The organism is Pseudomonas fluorescens (assembly GCF_002837185.1).
GTDB classification, from domain to species: Bacteria; Pseudomonadota; Gammaproteobacteria; order Pseudomonadales; family Pseudomonadaceae; genus Aquipseudomonas; species Aquipseudomonas fluorescens_AM.
Map to the genome: position 1 here is coordinate 34,934 of NZ_KZ478023.1, position 17,568 is coordinate 52,501.

The 17,568-nt window shown below is 61.4% G+C and carries 20 protein-coding genes and 1 pseudogene; 19 read left to right on the top strand and 2 right to left on the bottom strand.

The window, feature by feature from the left end:
- Window positions 1-21: 21 nt before the first annotated feature.
- From fabG to CIB54_RS24335, 16 genes are all read left to right on the top strand, one after another.
- Window positions 22-765, top strand: coding sequence for a 3-oxoacyl-ACP reductase FabG (fabG, locus tag CIB54_RS24260; protein WP_101221180.1), 744 nt, complete (start codon window positions 22-24; stop codon window positions 763-765).
- A gap of 191 nt (window positions 766-956) precedes the next feature.
- Complete coding sequence (gene acpP, locus CIB54_RS24265) at window positions 957-1,193, top strand: acyl carrier protein (protein WP_003175607.1); 237 nt, start codon at window positions 957-959, stop codon at window positions 1,191-1,193.
- 128 nt (window positions 1,194-1,321) lie between these two features.
- Entirely contained in the window at window positions 1,322-2,566 is a 1,245-nt protein-coding gene (gene fabF, locus CIB54_RS24270) for a beta-ketoacyl-ACP synthase II (RefSeq protein WP_057721119.1), read from the top strand.
- Complete coding sequence (gene pabC, locus CIB54_RS24275) at window positions 2,566-3,381, top strand: aminodeoxychorismate lyase (RefSeq protein WP_101221181.1); 816 nt, start codon at window positions 2,566-2,568, stop codon at window positions 3,379-3,381. Before fabF ends, pabC begins: the two co-directional genes overlap by 1 nt.
- On the top strand, window positions 3,382-4,503 hold the full coding sequence (gene mltG / locus CIB54_RS24280; RefSeq protein WP_101221182.1) for an endolytic transglycosylase MltG: 1,122 nt from the start codon (window positions 3,382-3,384) through the stop codon (window positions 4,501-4,503).
- A gap of 19 nt (window positions 4,504-4,522) precedes the next feature.
- Window positions 4,523-5,155 carry a dTMP kinase gene (gene tmk / locus CIB54_RS24285; RefSeq protein WP_065951050.1) on the top strand — a complete coding sequence of 211 codons (633 nt, stop codon included), beginning with the start codon at window positions 4,523-4,525 and terminating at the stop codon, window positions 5,153-5,155.
- Window positions 5,148-6,137, top strand: a complete 990-nt coding sequence (locus tag CIB54_RS24290; RefSeq protein ID WP_065883741.1) for a DNA polymerase III subunit delta' — start codon at window positions 5,148-5,150, stop codon at window positions 6,135-6,137. Before tmk ends, CIB54_RS24290 begins: the two co-directional genes overlap by 8 nt.
- A gap of 56 nt (window positions 6,138-6,193) precedes the next feature.
- Window positions 6,194-6,997, top strand: a complete 804-nt coding sequence (locus tag CIB54_RS24295) for a TatD family hydrolase (protein WP_065951049.1) — start codon at window positions 6,194-6,196, stop codon at window positions 6,995-6,997.
- 576 nt (window positions 6,998-7,573) lie between these two features.
- Entirely contained in the window at window positions 7,574-8,227 is a 654-nt protein-coding gene (locus CIB54_RS24300; protein ID WP_065951048.1) for a TetR/AcrR family transcriptional regulator, read from the top strand.
- A gap of 116 nt (window positions 8,228-8,343) precedes the next feature.
- Entirely contained in the window at window positions 8,344-9,312 is a 969-nt protein-coding gene (locus tag CIB54_RS24305) for a GTP 3',8-cyclase MoaA (RefSeq protein WP_101221183.1), read from the top strand.
- Between the two features lie 276 nt (window positions 9,313-9,588).
- Window positions 9,589-10,194 carry a DUF4823 domain-containing protein gene (locus tag CIB54_RS24310; protein ID WP_065951046.1) on the top strand — a complete coding sequence of 202 codons (606 nt, stop codon included), beginning with the start codon at window positions 9,589-9,591 and terminating at the stop codon, window positions 10,192-10,194.
- A 15-nt stretch (window positions 10,195-10,209) separates the two neighbouring features.
- The gene (locus CIB54_RS24315) at window positions 10,210-10,770 is read left to right on the top strand and encodes a DUF1285 domain-containing protein (protein WP_101221184.1); all 561 of its coding nucleotides are present in this window, start codon (window positions 10,210-10,212) and stop codon (window positions 10,768-10,770) included.
- 69 nt (window positions 10,771-10,839) lie between these two features.
- Window positions 10,840-11,553 carry a GntR family transcriptional regulator gene (locus tag CIB54_RS24320; RefSeq protein ID WP_101221185.1) on the top strand — a complete coding sequence of 238 codons (714 nt, stop codon included), beginning with the start codon at window positions 10,840-10,842 and terminating at the stop codon, window positions 11,551-11,553.
- Window positions 11,550-12,551 carry an ADP-ribosylglycohydrolase family protein gene (locus tag CIB54_RS24325; RefSeq protein WP_065951043.1) on the top strand — a complete coding sequence of 334 codons (1,002 nt, stop codon included), beginning with the start codon at window positions 11,550-11,552 and terminating at the stop codon, window positions 12,549-12,551. The genes CIB54_RS24320 and CIB54_RS24325 overlap by 4 nt, the downstream gene beginning before the upstream one ends.
- Before the next feature lie 67 nt (window positions 12,552-12,618).
- Window positions 12,619-14,085, top strand: a complete 1,467-nt coding sequence (locus CIB54_RS24330) for a purine-cytosine permease family protein (protein WP_101221186.1) — start codon at window positions 12,619-12,621, stop codon at window positions 14,083-14,085.
- A complete protein-coding gene (locus tag CIB54_RS24335; RefSeq protein WP_101221187.1) occupies window positions 14,078-14,995 on the top strand; it encodes a PfkB family carbohydrate kinase in 918 nt (305 codons plus the stop codon). Before CIB54_RS24330 ends, CIB54_RS24335 begins: the two co-directional genes overlap by 8 nt.
- A gap of 129 nt (window positions 14,996-15,124) precedes the next feature.
- On the opposite strand, the gene CIB54_RS24340 is transcribed toward CIB54_RS24335, so the two are convergent.
- Both CIB54_RS24340 and CIB54_RS24345 read right to left on the bottom strand, forming a co-directional pair.
- Window positions 15,125-15,391, bottom strand: a complete 267-nt coding sequence (locus tag CIB54_RS24340) for a hypothetical protein (RefSeq protein WP_101221188.1) — start codon at window positions 15,389-15,391, stop codon at window positions 15,125-15,127.
- 51 nt (window positions 15,392-15,442) lie between these two features.
- Window positions 15,443-15,781: a hypothetical protein gene (locus tag CIB54_RS24345; RefSeq protein WP_065951039.1), complete on the bottom strand. Its 339-nt coding sequence runs from the start codon at window positions 15,779-15,781 to the stop codon at window positions 15,443-15,445.
- A gap of 191 nt (window positions 15,782-15,972) precedes the next feature.
- On the opposite strand from CIB54_RS24345, the gene CIB54_RS24350 reads away from it, so the two are divergent.
- The 3 genes and pseudogenes from CIB54_RS24350 to CIB54_RS24360 form a co-directional block, all read left to right on the top strand.
- On the top strand, window positions 15,973-16,452 hold the full coding sequence (locus CIB54_RS24350) for a GNAT family N-acetyltransferase (protein ID WP_065951038.1): 480 nt from the start codon (window positions 15,973-15,975) through the stop codon (window positions 16,450-16,452).
- Window positions 16,453-16,601: 149 nt separating this feature from the next.
- Window positions 16,602-17,423, top strand: a complete 822-nt coding sequence (locus tag CIB54_RS24355) for an SDR family oxidoreductase (RefSeq protein WP_101221189.1) — start codon at window positions 16,602-16,604, stop codon at window positions 17,421-17,423.
- 32 nt (window positions 17,424-17,455) lie between these two features.
- Window positions 17,456-17,568 (top strand): annotated as a pseudogene (locus CIB54_RS24360) (arabinose ABC transporter substrate-binding protein); the annotation flags it as partial.

Consider the following 17,568-nt stretch of genomic DNA (forward strand, 5'->3'; position numbering starts at 1 on the left):
CCGAAATTAGGAGAAGCCTGCATGAGTCTGCAAGGTAAAGTTGCACTGGTTACCGGCGCAAGCCGTGGCATCGGCCGGGCCATCGCCCTGGAGCTGGGCCGTCAAGGCGCCGTTGTGATCGGCACCGCCACGTCCGCCTCGGGTGCCGAGCGTATCGCCGCAACCCTCAAGGAAAACGGCGTGCAGGGCACCGGCCTTGAGCTGAACGTGACCAGTGACGAGTCCGTGGCGGCCGTGCTGGCCGAGATCACCGCTCAGTTCGGTGCGCCGGCGATTCTGGTGAACAATGCCGGTATCACCCGCGATAACCTGATGATGCGCATGAAAGACGACGAATGGTACGACGTGGTCGATACCAACCTGAACAGTCTGTTCCGCCTGTCCAAGGGCGTTTTGCGCGGCATGACCAAGGCGCGCTGGGGCCGAATTATCAATATTGGCTCTGTAGTGGGTGCCATGGGCAACGCCGGCCAAGTAAACTATGCCGCGGCCAAGGCCGGTCTGGAAGGTTTCAGCCGTGCACTGGCGCGTGAAGTCGGCTCGCGGTCGATTACGGTAAACTCGGTGGCTCCAGGGTTCATCGACACCGATATGACCCGCGAACTGCCCGAAGCACAGCGTGAAGCCTTGCTGACGCAGATTCCGCTGGGCCGTCTGGGCCAGGCTCAAGAGATCGCGAATGTGGTCACTTTTCTGGCATCCGACGGTGCGGCATACGTAACTGGGGCTACAATCCCGGTGAACGGCGGGATGTACATGAGTTAAATTGTGACGGATCGCTTCAAAAATATGTCATACGAGCTGTCTAAAATCCGTTATAAAGCTGCAACTTAATTTATAGGCAGGTGGCAGGGCGGGTACAGGGTGAAGCTTTCGGTTGAAAAACCGAAATGGCTTTCTATACACTTACCCACTGGCCAGCTGCCTGAATTTGTCCATTAGGAGTTAAACAAGGTATGAGCACCATCGAAGAGCGCGTCAAGAAAATCGTCGCCGAGCAACTGGGCGTTAAGGAAGAAGAAGTGGTCAACACTGCTTCCTTCGTAGAAGACCTGGGTGCCGATTCCCTTGACACCGTTGAGCTGGTGATGGCTCTGGAAGAGGAATTCGAGACCGAAATCCCGGACGAAGAAGCTGAAAAAATCACTACTGTTCAAGCTGCCATCGACTACGTTACTAGCCACCAGGCGTAATAGTTTGTAGTCGTCGCCTGCTGTCAGGGAAAAACCGCACTGCTGTAACGGCGTGCGGTTTTTTCTTTCAGCGGTGACGAAAAGTACGCTGCGAAGCAAAGTGTCGTCATTAGAAAAAGGAGAGTGCTGTGTCGCGTAGACGCGTCGTAGTCACCGGTATGGGTATGTTGTCGCCACTGGGCACGGATGTGCCAAGCAGTTGGCAGGGCATTCTGGCTGGCCACAGTGGTATCGGTCTGATCGAACACACGGACCTTTCTGCCTATTCCACCCGTTTTGGCGGCTCGGTAAAGGGTTTCAATGTCGAGCAATACCTCTCGCTCAAGGAATCGCGCAAGCTCGACCTGTTCATTCAATACGGCCTGGCAGCCGGTTTTCAGGCAGTGCGTAACGCCGGCCTGGAAGTCACCGACGCCAACCGTGAGCGCATCGGCGTGGCCATGGGTTCGGGGATTGGCGGGCTGACCAATATCGAAGAAACCAGCCGCACGTTGCACGATTCCGGCCCCCGTCGAATTTCACCGTTCTTCGTGCCGGGCTCGATCATCAATATGATTTCCGGTTTCCTGTCCATCCATTTGGGGGCACAGGGGCCTAACTACGCCATCGCAACGGCGTGCACCACGGGCACTCACTGCATCGGCATGGCGGCGCGCAACATCGCCTACGATGAAGCTGACGTGATGATTGCCGGTGGCGCCGAGATGGCCGCCTGCGGCCTGGGCATGGGCGGCTTCGGCGCATCTCGAGCGCTGTCGACCCGCAACGATGAGCCGACCCGTGCCAGCCGTCCGTGGGACAAGGGCCGTGACGGTTTTGTGCTGTCCGACGGTGCCGGTGCCCTGGTACTGGAAGAGTTGGAGCATGCCAAGGCACGCGGTGCGACCATCTATGCCGAGCTGATCGGTTTTGGCATGAGCGGCGACGCCTACCACATGACCTCGCCACCGTCCGACGGTGCCGGTGCCGCACGCTGCATCACCAATGCCCTGCGCGATGCGAAGGTCAATGCCGACCAGGTGCAGTACATCAATGCTCATGGCACTTCGACGCCGACCGGCGACCTGGCGGAAGCCGAAGCCATCAAGTCGGTGTTCGGCGAGCACGCCTATAAGCTGGCGGTCAGCTCCACCAAATCCATGACCGGCCATCTGTTGGGCGCGGCGGGTGCGGTCGAGGCGATCTTCAGTGTGATGGCCATCAAGGACCAGGTCGCTCCGCCGACCATCAACCTTGATGAGCCGGACGAGGGCTGCGACCTGAACTTCGTGCCTCACGAAGCGCAACCGATGCCGATCGACGTGGTGATCTCCAACTCGTTCGGGTTTGGTGGCACCAACGGCTCGCTGGTGTTCCGCCGGTTCGCCGAGTAATGCACAGCTGGGTCGACGGTCAGCCAGCGGACAGCGTGCCCCTGAAAGATCGCGGCCTGGCGTATGGTGATGGTGTGTTTGAAACCATCGCGGTCAAGGCCGGGCAGCCGGTGCTGCTTGACCGTCACCTGCAGCGCCTCAATGAGGGCTGCAGGCGCTTCGCATTGGGGGTGGATCACGCTCTGGTCCGCAGCGAAGTGCTGGCCTATGCCGCAGCCCTTGGCGATGGCGTGCTCAAGTTGATCCTGACCCGTGGCGATAGCCAGCGGGGTTACGGCATCAATCCCGATGCCGCTGTACGCCGTATATTGCAGGGCGGTCCGCCCGCCACTTATCCCGAAACCCACGAGACCGACGGCATCCGCCTGTTTCCGTGCGCCACCCGTTTGGCCGAACAACCGCTGCTGGCCGGGCTCAAACACCTGAACCGCCTTGAGCAGGTAATCGCCCGCGCCGAATGGCAGGATGCCGAGCATGCCGAAGGCTTGATGCTGGATATGTCCGGGCGTGTCATCGAAGGCGTGTTCAGCAATCTGTTTCTGGTACGCAACGGCGTGTTACTTACCGCTGATCTGAAGCGTTGTGGCATTGCCGGAGTGATGCGCGCCGAGATCCTGGCCCAGGCCCAAGCGCTGAGCGTCCCGGTGGCCGTGGCCGACATCAGCGTGGAGCAGTTGCAACAGGCCGACGAAGTCTTCGTGTGCAACAGCATTTATGGCATCTGGCCGGTACGCGAGTGCGCTGGGATGCGCTGGTCGGTTGGGCCGCTCACCCGTAAACTGCAGGGCATTGTTCGCGCGCTATTGGATATTTGAGTGATACGAAAACTGGTTGTACTGCTGCTGATCGGTCTGTTCTCGGCGGCTTTGCTGTCGGGCTTGTGCGCCTGGAAATACAACGCTGCCTTGAAACAGCCGTTGCATCTGACCCAGGAGCAATTGCTCGATGTACCGGCAGGGGCGACGCCCACCGGCACCTTCAATCGTCTGGAAGCCGATGGCGTGCTCGACGGTGCATTCTGGCTGCGTCTTTACTGGCGCTTGAACCTTGAGGGCCAGCCGCTGCACAGCGGCGAATACCGCATGACCCCGGGCCTCACCGCCGAAGGCCTGATCGGCCTGTGGCAGCGCGGGGAAGTGGTGCAGTACAGCCTGACCCTGGTGGAGGGGTGGAACTTTCGCCAGGTACGCTCGGCGCTGGCCAAGCACGAAAAGATCGTGCAGACCCTCGCGGGCCTCAGTGACAGCGAAGTGATGGATAAGCTCGGCCATCCTGGCGTATTCCCTGAAGGACGCTTCTTTCCCGACACCTACCGTTTCGTGCGTGGCATGACGGACGTCGAATTCCTGAAGAAAGCCTACAACCGTCTGGACGATGTGCTGGCCCAGGAATGGAGCAGGCGCGCCGCTGATGCGCCTTACACCGAACCTTATCAAGCGCTGATCATGGCCTCCCTGGTGGAAAAGGAGACCGGTGTGCCCGAAGAGCGTGGCCAGATTGCCGGTGTGTTCGTGCGTCGCCTGAAGCTGGGCATGATGTTGCAGACCGACCCCACGGTGATCTATGGCCTGGGTGAGCGCTACAACGGCAAATTGACCCGTGCCCACCTCAAGGAGGCCAACCCTTACAACACTTACATGATCGCCGGCCTGCCGCCGACACCCATCGCCATGGTGGGCCGAGAGGCGATTCATGCCGCGCTGAACCCGGTGCCGGGCAGCAGCCTGTATTTCGTCGCTCGTGGCGACGGCAGCCATGTTTTCTCGGATGACCTGGATGCGCATAATGCCGCCGTACGCGAGTTTCAACTCAAGCGCCGCGCCGATTACCGTTCCAGCCCGGCACCGCAGGCCAAGCCGCTGGAAGACACGGTGCCGCCCGTTGACGTACCGGTAGAGCCCGCGCCGGACACCAGCGCCGCGCAAAGCCCGCAATGATTCTGACTAAGGACTGCCTGTGACTGGCTTGTTTATGACCCTCGAAGGCCCGGAAGGCGCCGGCAAAAGCACCAACCGCGATTACCTGGCCGAGCGCCTGCGCGCCGCAGGCATCGAAGTGGTGTTGACCCGTGAGCCCGGCGGTACGCCGCTGGCCGAGCGCATCCGTGAGGTATTGCTGACGCCGGGTGAGGAGCCGATGAATGCGGACACCGAGCTGCTGCTGGTGTTCGCCGCCCGTGCCCAGCATCTGGCCGAGGTGATCCGACCGGCCCTGGCCCGTGGTGCCGTAGTGATCTGCGACCGTTTCACCGACTCCACCTACGCCTATCAGGGCGGTGGTCGTGGGTTGTGCCTGGAGCGTATCGCTGCCCTGGAAACGTTCGTACAGGCAGACCTGCGCCCCGACCTGACCCTGCTGTTCGACCTGCCGGTGGAGGTGGGCATGGCCCGCGCCAGCGCGCGCGGTCGCCTGGATCGTTTCGAGCTGGAAGGTCGGGCATTTTTCGACGCCGTGCGCACGGCGTTCCTCGAGCGTGCCAGGGCGGAGCCTGCGCGGTATCACCTGCTTGACGCAGCGCAACCGCTGGCTCAGGTGCAGCAAGCCCTCGATGCGCTGCTGCCCACCTTGCTGGAGCGCGCCCGTGGCTGAAGCCTACCCGTGGCAGGATGGTCTCTGGCAGCAATTGGCGGGTCGTGCGCAACACGCCCACGCCTATTTGCTGCACGGCCCGACAGGGATCGGCAAGCGTGCGCTGGCCGAGCGCTTGATGGCCAGCCTGTTGTGCCAGCGCCCCGTTGACCTGCACGCCTGCGGTGAATGCAAGTCCTGCCTGCTATTGAAGGCCGGCAGCCACCCCGATAATTATGTGCTGGAACCTGAGGAAGCGGACAAAGCGATCAAGGTCGACCAGGTGCGCGACCTCGTCAGCTTCGTGGTGCAAACCGCGCAGATGGGCGGGCGCAAGGTGGTGCTGATCGAGCCGGTGGAGGCCATGAACATCAACGCCGCCAACGCGTTGCTCAAGAGTCTGGAAGAGCCGTCCGGCGACACCGTGCTGTTGCTGGTGAGCCATCAATCCAGCCGGTTGTTGCCGACCATTCGCAGCCGTTGCGTGCAGCAGGCGTGCCCTTTGCCGAGCGAGGCCATGAGCCTGCAATGGCTGGCGCAGGCGCTGCCGGATTGCGCTGAGCAAGAACGAATCGAATTGCTGACCCTGGCCGCGGGCTCCCCTCTGGCTGCGGTGAAGCTGCACGCCCAAGGCGTGCGAGAGCAACGTGCACTGGTCGTAGACGGTGTGAAGAAGCTGATCAAACAGGAACTGTCCGCCACGCAATTGGCCGAAAGTGCGTGGAAGGACATCCCCCTGTTGCTGCTGTTCGACTGGTTCTGCGATTGGTCCAGCCTGATCCTGCGCTACCAGTTGACCCAGGACGAAAACGGCCTGGGTTTGCCGGACATGCGCAAGGTGGTGCAGTACCTTGCGCAGAAAAGTGCGCAGGACAAGGTGCTGAGTATTCAGGACTGGATCCTCGCCCAGCGCCAGAAAGTGCTCGGCAAGGCCAACCTCAACCGCGTGCTGTTGCTTGAAGCACTGCTTGTCCAATGGGTCGGTTTGCTCGGCCGGCGTTAATTTTCTTGGCCGACGGGTGTATCGTCGGCCAGACACTACTCAAGTTGTCATTGCCCATGCTCGTAGATTCCCATTGCCATCTCGACCGTCTTGACCTCGCCCAGCACAACGGCTCCCTGGACGCCGCCCTTGATGCTGCGCGCCAGCGCGGGGTCGGGCACTTCCTGTGCATCGGCGTCAGTGCCGAAAATGCCGCCGACGTCAAAGCCCTCGCTGATCGCTACGCCGATGTGGATTGTTCAGTGGGTATCCACCCGCTGGACCTCAAACCCGGCGAAGCACCGGCCCTGGACTGGCTGTTGGCCGAACTCGACCACCCGCGCGTCGTCGCCATTGGCGAGACCGGCCTGGATTACCACTACGAACCCGAAGCCGCCGACCTGCAGCAGGCCTCGTTCCGCCTGCACCTGCACGCTGCGCAACACACCGGCAAACCGGTGATCGTCCACACCCGTGGGGCTCGCGCCGATACCCTGGCGCTCTTGCGCGAAGCCGCGCTGCCGCAGGCCGGTGTGCTGCATTGCTTTACCGAAGACTGGGCGATGGCCAAGGCGGCCCTGGACCTGGGGTTCTATATTTCCTTGTCGGGTATCGTTACCTTCCGCAATGCCGACGCGTTGCGTGATGTGGCCCGACAGGTGCCTGCCGACCGGCTGCTGGTGGAAACCGATTCGCCGTACCTGGCGCCGATCCCCCACCGGGGCAAGCCGAACCTGCCGGAATATGTGCGTGACGTGGCGGATTATCTGGCGATGCTGCGCGGTGAGTCCTACGAGCGCTTCGCCGAGCAGACGACCGAGAACTTCAAGCGTCTGTTTCCATTGGCCCATGTGGCCGGCGCTACTACTTCTGCGACGTAGCGCTGTCGCCCATCAAAGCGGCTTGCCTTGCACTGTAGGAGCGAGCCTGCTCGCGAAAAACGTCAACGATAACGCGTGCATCCTGGATGAACGCGGTGTCTATGAGTTCTTCGCGAGCAAGCTCGCTCCTACAGGAGAAAATCGCAGGCAAAAAAAACCCGGGTTCTGGGGGGGTGAATCCGGGCTAAGACCATTAGGAGTAAAACAAGGGTACGCAGTCCGTCGGTACCCAGGTCGACGCTTCACTTGGGGGAGATGTCGCGTCGACACTTGAAGTATTGATCACTCTCGGATTCAGTCCAGTCTCGATTGATCGATTTTTAAACAGATTTGGAATACGTGCGCTTCTCTTGAGTTCTCATTGAGCGGATGCTCAGGTCTGAATATCGCGTATTGTTTCTGACTGATATCGTGCAAATCGTTGGCGTACTGAAAGTAAAGTGCATAACGGGTTCACATAGGCGTTGCCCAACGACCGTTCAGTCGGGATAATCCCTCGCATCGGGTAAATCGTATCGCCACGTATCCGTGGCCTGCGCAACCCTTCCTATTCCGACCTTTGCAGACCTCTTCCTCATGCATAAAGAACCCCGTAAGGTCCGTGAGTTTCGCCGCCGTGAGCAGGAAATTCTCGACACCGCACTCAAATTGTTCCTTGAACAAGGCGAAGACAGCGTCACCGTCGAGATGATCGCGGATGCCGTGGGCATCGGCAAAGGCACGATCTACAAGCACTTCAAGTCCAAGGCCGAGATTTACCTGCGTCTGATGCTCGACTACGAGCGTGACTTGAACGAGCTGCTGCATTCAGCCGATGTCGACAAGGACAAAGAGGCCCTGTCCCGGGCCTATTTCGAGTTCCGCATGCGCGATCCGCAGCGCTACCGCCTGTTTGACCGCCTTGAGGAAAAGGTCGTCAAGGGCCACCAAGTGCCGGAAATGGTCGAGGAACTGCACAAGATCCGCGCCTCCAACTTCGAGCGCCTGACCTTGCTGATCAAGGGCCGTATCAGTGAAGGCAAGCTCGAGGACGTGCCTCCCTACTTCCACTACTGCGCCGCCTGGGCCCTGGTGCATGGCGCCGTGGCGCTGTACCACTCGCCGTTCTGGAGCAATGTGCTGGAAGACCAGGAAGGGTTCTTCCAGTTCCTGATGGATATTGGCGTGCGCATGGGCAACAAGCGCAAGCACAGTGCCGAGCCGCCGTCCATGGAATCGCCGTCCACCTGATGATTTACTGCCACGCGCAGTACCCCAGGAATATACTCAGGCAAGGACTCTTGCTAAAAGCTGATTTATCAGTCAGCTTTTAGCGCGCCCCGATTCATCCTCTGCCGGAGTGGTTCATGATCGTTGATCGTCAAGGCAGGCGATTTCGCAATTTGCGGATCAGCCTGACCTCAGCCTGCAATTATGCCTGTACCTATTGCGTGCCCAACGGCAAGCGGCTGGTGGCTGCCCAGGACGAACTCTCGGCCCAGGCCATGGCGCGAGGCGTGGCTTACCTGATCGAAGCGGCCGGCATCGATCGCCTGCGGATTACCGGTGGTGAGCCGCTGGTGAGTCCCAAGCTGGAAGCCTTCATGGGCGCCGTGGGGCAGATGGGGCTCAGCGATATCAGCCTGACCACCAACGGCCAGTTGCTGGCGCGCAAGCTGCCGCTGCTGGTGGACGCGGGTATCCGGCGCATCAACGTGTCCCTCGACACCCTCGATGCCGACGCCTTCCGCAGTATCGCCCGCGGTGGTGACCTGGCCACCGTGCTCGAAGGCATGGACCAGGCCCGTGCGGCCGGGATCAGAATCAAGGTCAATATGGTGCCCTTGCGCGGCCAGAACCTGGACCAGGTGCTGCCGTTGCTCGATTACTGCCTGGAGCGGGGCTATGAGCTGCGCTTTATCGAATTGATGCGCATGGGCCACTTGGCGAAAGACTCCAATGCCTTCCTGCAGCAATTCGTCAGCCTGCAGCAGTTGCTCAGCCTGATCGGCGAACAGCATGAATACCTGCAAGCCAATGCGCCCGTCGATGCGACGGCCGTGCGCTACGAGGTGCCGGGCAAGGGTTTCTTTGGCGTGATCGCCAATGAGAGCGTGCCATTCTGCCGCACCTGTTCGCGGTTGCGGCTGTCGTCCACGGGGTGGCTGCATGGTTGCCTGTCTTCGAGCAATCGTCACTACGTCGGCGACCTGCTGGACAAGCCACGCCACCAGGCCCTGCCAGCGTTGCAAGGGCTGCTGATGAAGGCCCTGGGCGACAAGCAGGAAGTGGCCTTCTCGGGCGGCGCGACGGTGATGAAGATCATTGGCGGTTGAGGGCAGTTAGAAGCTGCAAGCTGCAAGCTACAAGCTACAAGCTACAGGCTTGAAGCTTGCGGCTTGAGGCTTGAGGCTTGAAGCTTGAAGCTTGAAGCTTGAAGCTTGAAGCTTGAAGCTTGAAGCCTGACGCCTGACGCCTGACGCCTGACGCCTGACGCCTAACGCCTAACGCCTAACGCCTAACGCCTAACGCCTGAAGCTGCTCCCCTGGCCCAGAACCTGCATCTCACGTCCATTCGCCGGTTTTCCGTCACCGGCTTCTGGAGGAATAGGATGCGTAGTCTGGTTTTGTTGCTGGCGTCGTTAGCACTCGGTGGTTGCATGACCGTCAGCGATATGGCCGAAGGCACCCGCTATCAGATGAGCGACGCCGGCTTGCTCGACCACAGTGATACGCGCCGCACCGCTTCAATCCGTGTGCAGCCCGACTCCTTTATCTTTATCGCCCAGGGCGCTTTCGTGCCGCCAGGCAGCGCGTATCCGCGCCCCAACGTGGTGGCCGAGGAAGCCTTCAACGGCTTTGTCGAATATTTCCCCATGGTGCGTCGCGCCCGTCAGCCCGAAGGCCTCGAACAGGCCATGGCCGAAGCACGCGCGGCGGGGGCTCATTACTTGCTGTATTGCCGTTTTGCGGCAGCCGATGACCGTATCGGCAATGCCGACGAGTGGACCGATCAGCAAGCCCTGGACCGTCTTGGCCTGGACAGCGGCGTAATCCAGATCATGTTGATCGAGACCAGCACCCAGTATTTGATTGATACTGCACGCATTCGCAGTCGTGGCGGTTTACTGACGTTCCACGACAACACGCCACAAGATCTGATTGCCCGGCCCCTGGCCCAGTACGCCCGAGGCTTGCTCGGCATGAGCAATCAGTAAGCTGAGGAGACCCCCATGACCGATACCGCCAAGGCCAATGATCTGTTGGCACAACTGCCCAAAGGCAAAGGGCCGGCGCCGGTGCATCTGTGGAACCCGGATTTCTGCGGCAATATCGACATGCGCATCGCCCGTGACGGCACCTGGTTCTACCAGGGCACGCCTATCGGGCGCAAACCCATGGTCAAGTTGTTCTCCAACATCATTCGCCGCGATGGCGATGATTATTTCCTGGTCACTCCGGTGGAAAAGGTCGGCATCACTGTCGATGACGCGCCCTTTGTCGCCGTCACGCTTGAGGTGCAAGGGCAGGGTGAGCGCCAGGTGCTGCGTTTTACCACCAACGTCGACGAATCGATCGAGGCGGGCCCTGAGCACCCGTTGCGGGTGGTGATCGATCCGCTCACCGAGGAACCGGCGCCTTATCTGCGGGTACGCAGCAACCTTGAAGCCCTGGTGCATCGCAACGCGTTTTACCAATTGGTCGAGCTGGCGGTGAGCCGTCCGATCAACGGTCAGAACTGGCTTGGCGTCTGGAGCAGCGGCGAGTTTTTCCCCATTGGCCTGGAGCCCTGAGGCCGGTTTTTTTAGTGTTCTGAAATAATCGCTTGCTGGAGACCGCGCCTTTCGGTTATCAATTTGTACATGATTAGACATGTTCGATTTGATAAGAAAAAACGCGTCGTCGACGAGCTCATCCGCCGTATCGAGGGTGGGGTGATGGCCGACGGTTTCCTGTTGCCGGGTGAGCATCAACTGGCCGAAGAGTTTGCGGTCAGTCGTGGCACGCTGCGCGAAGCGCTGGCTGAGCTCAAGCGGCGTAACTATATCGCCACCCAGAGCGGTGTGGGCTCCATCGTCACATTTGACGGCATGGGGCTCGACCAGCGTCATGGCTGGGCCCAGGCCCTGGCGGACACCGGCGCGCAAGTCAGTACCGAGGTGCTGCGCTTCGAAGCGGTGACACGCGCGGACCTGTTCAACCGTTTCGGCAGCGAGCAGTTTATCGCCCTCGACCGCCTGCGCCGCACCGCCGACGGTACGGCGGTGTCGCTGGAGCGCTCGCTGATGCCGGCCACCGGTGACCTGGAAAGCCTGCCCCGCATCGGCCTGATCGACCATTCCCTGACCATCACCCTGGCGGCCTACGGCTACGTGGGCGCCACGGGCGACCAATGGATCGGCGCCGAGGCCCTGAGCGATGACGACGCTCAGTTACTTGGCCGTCCGGCCGGCACGGTATTTCTCAAGGCCTCGCGCACCACCTATGACCGTCGCGAGCGTTTCATGGAGCATGTTGAAAGCTTGCTCGACCCCGTGCATTTTCGTTTGCACCTGCAATTTGGGACGTCCAAATGACTGCTGAAACCCGCGCGCTCGGCGCTTTTTATGGCCTGGCCCTGGGCGATGCGCTGGGCATGCCCACCCAATCCCTGAGCCGTGAGCAAGTCCGGCAGCGCTTCGGCGCCATCACCGCCCTGGAAGATGCCGGCCCCGACCAACCCATCGCGCCGAACATGCCCGCCGGTTCCATCACCGATGACACCGAACAGGCGATCCTGGTCGGTGAGTTGCTCGTGGAAGGCCGCGGCACGATCGACCCCGGCGTACTCGCCCAGCGCCTGATCGACTGGGAGGCGACAATGCGTGCCAAGGGTTCCCAGGACCTGCTCGGGCCGTCCACCAAGCGTGCAATCGACATGATCCTCGCCGGGCACACGCCCGAAGAGTCCGGGCGCTACGGCACTACCAATGGTGCGGCCATGCGCATCACGCCGGTGGGCATCGCTGCCGATGTCAGCGACCCGACGCGGTTTATCCGGGCGGTGATCCAGGCGTGCCAGGTCACCCATAACACCAGCCTGGGCATTGCCAGCGCGGCGGCGGTCGCGGCGGTGGTCTCGGCCGGTATCAACGGCGTGGACCTGGGTGAGGCGCTGAACATCGGCACTCAAGTTGCGCAACAGGCCGAACACCACGGGCACTGGGTTGCCGGCGGACGCATGTCGACCCGCATCAGTTGGGCACGCACCCTGAGCGTCGGCAGCGGCGACAACGCCCTGTTCACCGACTTGCTCTATGAGCTGATTGGTACCTCCGTCGCCTCCCAGGAGTCGGTGGTGGTGTCGTTCGCCCTGGCGCAGCAAGTGGCGTCGGGCGACATGAACGCTTTCGAAGCGCTGTGCCTGGCCGCGAGCCTGGGGGGCGACACCGACACCATCGCCGCGATTCTCGGCGCCATGCTCGGGGCCTGTCTGGGGATGCAGTGCTGGCCCCAGCCGTTGATCGAGCAGGTCAAGCAGGTCAACAGCCTGGACGTGCACGCGCTGGTTCAAGGCCTGCTCGCACTGCGCTAAGCACCACCGCTTTCGGCCATTGACGCTTTGCCACAACCATAACAATACAGGCACCAGGAGCATCCACATGAGCAGCACCTCTTCCGGCCAGGGCGCCGGGCAATTGGAAACGCGCGGCATCGAGCCGGTCCCGGAAGGCGAGTGCAACGGGCATCCGCTGCAACTGTTCTGGGTCTGGTTCGCGGCCAATATCAGCATCCTCGGCTTGCCGCTGGGTGCCACGCTGGTTGCGTTTCGCGGCCTGGCCATCTGGCAGGCGATCATCGTCGCAATCCTGGGCGCTGCCGGTTCCTTCGCGGTGGTGGGCATCATTTCCATCGCCGGTCGCCGTGGCCGCGCGCCCAGCCTGACCTTGTCCCGCGCCATCTTCGGCGTGCGCGGCAATATCGGACCGACCCTGGTGTCGCTGATGTCGCGCCTGGGCTGGGAAACGGTCAACACCACCACGGCGGCCTTTGTGTTGCTGTCGCTGTGCTCGATCCTGTTCGGTTCCCCGGTAGAAGCGAAGAGCGCACCGTGGCTCACCCTGATCTTCATCGCCGTTTTCGTGCTGCTGACCCTGGCCGTTTCCGGCCTGGGCCATGCCACCTTGCTGGTGATCCAGAAGTGGGCGACCTACGTGTTCGGCGCGCTGAATATTCTGGTGGGCGGCTTCCTCTGCGCCACCATCGACTGGAGCGCAGTGTTCAACTCCACGCCGGCGCCGCTGAGCGCCATGATCATCGGCGTCGGCACCATGGCGGCCGGTACCGGTATCGGTTGGGCCAATGCCGGTGCCGATATGTCGCGTTACCAGCATCGCAGCGTCAAGGCTGTACGCCTGGTGGCCTCCGCCGCGTTTGGTGCGGGCATACCGCTGGTGTTGCTGATCACCCTCGGTGGCCTGCTGTCGGTGGGTAACAACGACCTGGCCTCGGCCACGGACCCGATCATTGCGATCCGCGACATGCTGCCGACCTGGATGGCGGTGCCGTACCTGATCACTGCGTTCGGCGGGCTGCTGTTGTCGAACAACCTGTCGGTGTATTCGGCCGGCCTTACCACCCTGACCCTGGGTTTGAAGGTCAAGCGCGTGCATGCGGTGATCGTCGATATCGTGGCGATTTTTGCCGGCTCCATTTACTTCATGCTGATCGCCGACAGTTTCTACGGTCCGTTCATCACCTTCATCTCGTTGCTGGCGGTGCCGATTACCGCCTGGGTGGGGATTTTCGTGGTCGACCTGATCCACCGTCACTACTACAGCCCTGCGGATTTGCTGGATGTCAGCCCGAGCAGTGCCTACTGGTATCGCGGCGGTGTGGAGTGGCGCGCATTTGGCGCCTGGGCGCTGGCCATCGTGCTGGGCTTCAGCTTCACCACCCTCGGCACCACCGCCGAAAACATCTGGTTTGCCGGGCCATTGTCCGATTCCTGGCTCGGCCATAACGGCCTCGGCTGGATCGTCACCTTCCTGGTGGCCGGCGGCGTATATGCAGTAATGGGCGGCGCTGCCGATCGACGTCCCGCGTTAGTCGAGCGCCCCAATGTCTAGATTGCTGCACACCGGACAGGTCATCGTCGACCTGGTCATGGCCCTCGATACCTTGCCGGCGACCGGCGGCGACGTGTTGGCCAGGTCTGCCAGTTTCGAAGCCGGCGGTGGCTTTAACGTCATGGCCGCCGCGCGGCGCAATGGCTTGCCGGTGGTTTACCTGGGCCGTCACGGCAGCGGCCGGTTTGGTGACCTGGCCCGCGCTGCGATGCAGGCAGAAGGCATTGAAATGGCACTGCCGGCCAGCAGCGGCCAGGACACCGGTATCTGTGTATCCCTGACCGAAGCCACCACCGAGCGCACGTTCATTTCCCACCTCGGCGCCGAGGGCGAGCTGAGTGCCGAAGACTTGGCCCGGGTAGCGCCGCGCAGCGATGACTATGTGTATGTCAGCGGTTACAGCCTGCTGCTTGAGGGCAAGGCGCAGGCGCTGATCGACTGGTTGCTGGCGCTGCCGCGCGAGGTTGTGGTGATGTTCGATCCGGGCCCGCTGGTCAAGGCGCCGGACTCGGCCCTGATGCAAGCACTGTTGCCGCGTATCGATATCTGGACCAGCAATGGCCCGGAGGCCTTGGCATTCACCGGCGCCATGGACATTGCCGCCGCATTGCCCGCACTGGGCCGACACCTGCCAGCCGAGACGCTGCTGGTGGTGCGCGACGGGCCGAATGGATGCTGGGTAGGGCAGGCGGGCGACATCACGCATGTGCCGGGTTTCAACGTGAAGGCGGTGGACAGCAATGGCGCGGGGGACGCGCACGCTGGGGTGTTTATCGCCGGACTGGCGAACGCCTTGAAACCCGTCGAGGCAGCGCGTCGAGCGAATGCAGCGGCAGCACTGGCGGTCACGCGCTGGGGACCGGCGACGTCCCCCGGCACTGCCGAAGTCGACGCACTGTTCACCGAATAGACGCCCATCAGAATGTGGCAGGGGGCTTGCCCCTGGCCCTATGTAGGAGCGAGCAAGCTCGCTCCTACATAAAGATAGGGCAAGCCCCCTCCCACATTGGGTGGTCGCAGGGCCAGACCAGACATGGAATCACTGCACGTCTTGACCTTCAAGCTTGCGCGCTTCATCCACACCCGACGCGGTCAACTTGATCGGCAGGTTCAACGAGTATTCACCGTTGTCGTCGGTGGTCACATGTCCATCCTTGATCAGTCCGCGGTCCTGCAGGAAGGCCAAGACACTGGCGACTTCTTTTTCACCACGGTAGTTGTCCAGTACCTCCTTGCCCAAGCCTTGCGGATGAGCGTGCAGCAGGCGGGTGAGGACTTCTCGTTCAAGGTTTGTGTCAACGTTCATGTGTACCTCTTCACTGGGAAATGATCGGGTGTCGAGCGGGCCAGGCAGGCATCAAGGTGCAGGTTGTTTCGGGGCGCCTGGCAGGTTCGAATCGTCGCCTTTATTGATCTTCGGTTCATTGACCGATGGGCCCATCTTGCCGTTGCCGACGGCAGCAGGTGCCTGGCGCTGGGTGTCGTGGCCCTGGGTATGCGGATCGGCGGCGTTGGTGTTGTCGATGATCGCGCCGCCATTGGTATCCAGACCAGTGCCCATGGACTTCTGCGATTCGGTGGTGGCGTCAGGCGTTGGATCGGTCGGGCCGGTCGCCGAGGTGGCGGCAAACGCGCTCAACGACGCAGCAGACATCAGGCCGGTGAGGGCGAGGGCAGCAAATTTGGAATTTTTCATGAGGGTGTCTCCATATGATTAATGTCCTTACCCTTGATTGGTCAGCCGCACTTTGCTGTTCGTGCCTTGATGGCGACGAACGGTCTTACGCGGCTTGTAAGATTTTGTGTACCCGCCATTCGGAAATTGCGCTGCAATCAGTCATGAAAGCGTCTTAGTATGTGGGCTTTGAACTTGCCCAAGGCGCGCCCATGACCATCGAGATTCGCCCCGCCGTACCCAGCGATGCTGCGCAGATCCTGACTTTCATCACTGAACTGGCCGAGTATGAAAAAGCCCGGCACGAGGTGATCGCCAGCGTGGTGGATATCCAACGCAGTCTGTTCAGCGAGGGCGCCACCGCCCACGGCCTGATCTGTTCACGCGACGGCGTACCGATTGGCTTTGCGGTGTTCTTTTTCAGTTATTCCACCTGGCTGGGCAGTAATTGCCTGTATCTGGAGGACCTGTATATCAACCCGGAACAGCGTGGCGGCGGGGCGGGCAAGAAGTTGCTGCGCCACCTGGCCAGGATCGCCTGCGACAACGGCTGCGGGCGCTTCGAGTGGAGCGTGCTGGACTGGAACGAGCCGGCGATTGCGTTCTACAAATCCATCGGCGCGCAGCCCCAGGAAGAGTGGGTGCGCTACCGCATGGAAGGCAATGCGCTGAGGGATTTCGCCCAGGGCTGACAGGCGCACGGAACCGGCCCGATGCGGCCGGTTTTTTTATAGGTGTGCTCACATTGTGGGATGTAAATTTATATATTGAGATGTTTCAATCTGTGGGTTTATAGTCGCCTGCATCAGCACTCACTGCCAAAAATAAAACAGGTGAAGCGATGCAGGCACAACCGTTGTCCTTACCCGCCGTGCCCGAGCCGACTTACGGCGAGCGACTCAAGCACAAGGTGGTGATCATCACCGGCGCTGCGCAAGGCATTGGCGAGGCGATCGTGGCGTGCTTCCAGGCGCAGCAGGCGCGGTTGGTGATCGCGGACATCCAGGGCGACAAGGTCGAGCAAGTCGCGGCCCATTGGCGCGCACGCGGCGCCGAGATTGTCGCGCAGGCCGTGGATATCACTTCCACAGAGCAATGGCTGGCACTGGTCAATGTGGCCATCGAGCGCTTCGGCCGCGTGGACGTGCTGGTCAACTGCGCCGGGGTCAATGTGTTTCGCGACCCGCTGCAAATGACCGACGAGGACTGGCGCCGCTGCTTCGCCATTGACCTTGACGGCGCCTGGTACGGTTGCCGCGCGGTGCTGCCGCACATGATCGAGCAGGGCATCGGCAACATCATCAACATTGCTTCCACCCATTCCAGCCACATCATTCCCGGCTGCTTTCCCTACCCTGTCGCCAAGCACGGCCTGCTCGGCCTCACCCGCGCCCTTGGTATCGAATACGCGCCCAAGGGCATCCGCGTGAACGCCATCGCCCCAGGCTATATCGAAACCCAGCTCAACGTCGACTACTGGAACGCGTTCCCCGACCCCCACGCGGAGCGCCAGCGGGCGTTCGACCTGCACCCGCCCAAACGCATCGGGCAGCCCATCGAGGTGGCGATGAGCGCGCTGTTTCTGGCGACCGACGAGGCGCCCTTTATCAATGCCACCTGCCTGATGATCGATGGTGGGCGGTCGGTGATGTACCACGACTAAACCGTTTTCCAATAACAACAATGAGGTGGTCCATGTTCAAGAAGACACTCGGTGCTGTGGCGCTTGCGTTGGCGTTCAGTGGGGTCGCATCCGCTGAAGAAGTGAAGATCGGCTTCCTGGTCAAACAGGCCGAAGAACCCTGGTT

Coding starts and splice junctions, on each gene's coding strand:
- CIB54_RS24315 (WP_101221184.1), top strand. CDS start 10,210: ATGACCGATACCGCCAAGGCCAATGATCTGTTGGCACAACTGCCCAAA.
- CIB54_RS24345 (WP_065951039.1), bottom strand. CDS start 15,781: ATGAAAAATTCCAAATTTGCTGCCCTCGCCCTCACCGGCCTGATGTCT.
- pabC (WP_101221181.1), top strand. CDS start 2,566: ATGCACAGCTGGGTCGACGGTCAGCCAGCGGACAGCGTGCCCCTGAAA.
- CIB54_RS24330 (WP_101221186.1), top strand. CDS start 12,619: ATGAGCAGCACCTCTTCCGGCCAGGGCGCCGGGCAATTGGAAACGCGC.
- CIB54_RS24295 (WP_065951049.1), top strand. CDS start 6,194: ATGCTCGTAGATTCCCATTGCCATCTCGACCGTCTTGACCTCGCCCAG.
- CIB54_RS24335 (WP_101221187.1), top strand. CDS start 14,078: ATGTCTAGATTGCTGCACACCGGACAGGTCATCGTCGACCTGGTCATG.
- CIB54_RS24355 (WP_101221189.1), top strand. CDS start 16,602: ATGCAGGCACAACCGTTGTCCTTACCCGCCGTGCCCGAGCCGACTTAC.
- CIB54_RS24340 (WP_101221188.1), bottom strand. CDS start 15,391: ATGAACGTTGACACAAACCTTGAACGAGAAGTCCTCACCCGCCTGCTG.
- fabG (WP_101221180.1), top strand. CDS start 22: ATGAGTCTGCAAGGTAAAGTTGCACTGGTTACCGGCGCAAGCCGTGGC.
- acpP (WP_003175607.1), top strand. CDS start 957: ATGAGCACCATCGAAGAGCGCGTCAAGAAAATCGTCGCCGAGCAACTG.
- CIB54_RS24320 (WP_101221185.1), top strand. CDS start 10,840: ATGATTAGACATGTTCGATTTGATAAGAAAAAACGCGTCGTCGACGAG.
- CIB54_RS24350 (WP_065951038.1), top strand. CDS start 15,973: ATGACCATCGAGATTCGCCCCGCCGTACCCAGCGATGCTGCGCAGATC.
- CIB54_RS24310 (WP_065951046.1), top strand. CDS start 9,589: ATGCGTAGTCTGGTTTTGTTGCTGGCGTCGTTAGCACTCGGTGGTTGC.
- CIB54_RS24300 (WP_065951048.1), top strand. CDS start 7,574: ATGCATAAAGAACCCCGTAAGGTCCGTGAGTTTCGCCGCCGTGAGCAG.
- CIB54_RS24325 (WP_065951043.1), top strand. CDS start 11,550: ATGACTGCTGAAACCCGCGCGCTCGGCGCTTTTTATGGCCTGGCCCTG.
- CIB54_RS24305 (WP_101221183.1), top strand. CDS start 8,344: ATGATCGTTGATCGTCAAGGCAGGCGATTTCGCAATTTGCGGATCAGC.